Source organism: Mycolicibacterium tusciae (assembly GCF_002086795.1).
Classification (GTDB): domain Bacteria; phylum Actinomycetota; class Actinomycetes; order Mycobacteriales; family Mycobacteriaceae; genus Mycobacterium; species Mycobacterium tusciae.
The window spans coordinates 1-478 of the sequence record NZ_MVIM01000063.1 but is presented as its reverse complement, the minus strand read 5'-3'; the positions used below and the strand labels follow the sequence as shown (position 1 = coordinate 478).

The window sequence follows — 478 nt, the reverse complement described above, 5'->3', positions numbered from 1 at the left end:
TGCCACGTATCACAGCCAGGATGCGGTCACCGTCGCGTAACGCATCCGGCAGCCGCTTGAGCAACACCACCGCACTGGCCTCGCCACATACATACCCGTCGGCCGCGACGTCAAAGGCATGACAGCGCCCCGTCGGAGACAGATGGCCTTCAGCGGTGCCTGCGACGAGCTTCCGCGGATCCAACATCACATAGGCGCCGCCCGCGAACGCCATGTCGCTCTCGCCATCGTTGAGGCTGCGACACGCCATATGCACCGCGGTCAAGCTGGAGGAACATGCCGTGTCCACCGTCAGCGCCGGACCGCGAAGTCCCAGGGCGTAGGCGATCCGCCCGGACGCCATGCTGAAGATGTTGCCTTGGAACCCGTATGGCTTCTCCATCGCGTGGGAACCGGCCATCACGAGTTGGTAGTCGTAGTGAGTCAGGCCCATGAACACGCCGGTGCGCGATTCAGCCATTGCCTCTAGCGTCAGACC

The 478-nt window shown here is 63.8% G+C and carries 1 protein-coding gene; it reads right to left on the bottom strand.

Features of this window, described 5'->3' with window-relative positions; translation table 11 throughout:
* The coding region (locus BST47_RS30120) for a beta-ketoacyl [acyl carrier protein] synthase domain-containing protein (protein ID WP_133056269.1) at positions 1-478 on the bottom strand (478 nt) is incomplete at both ends.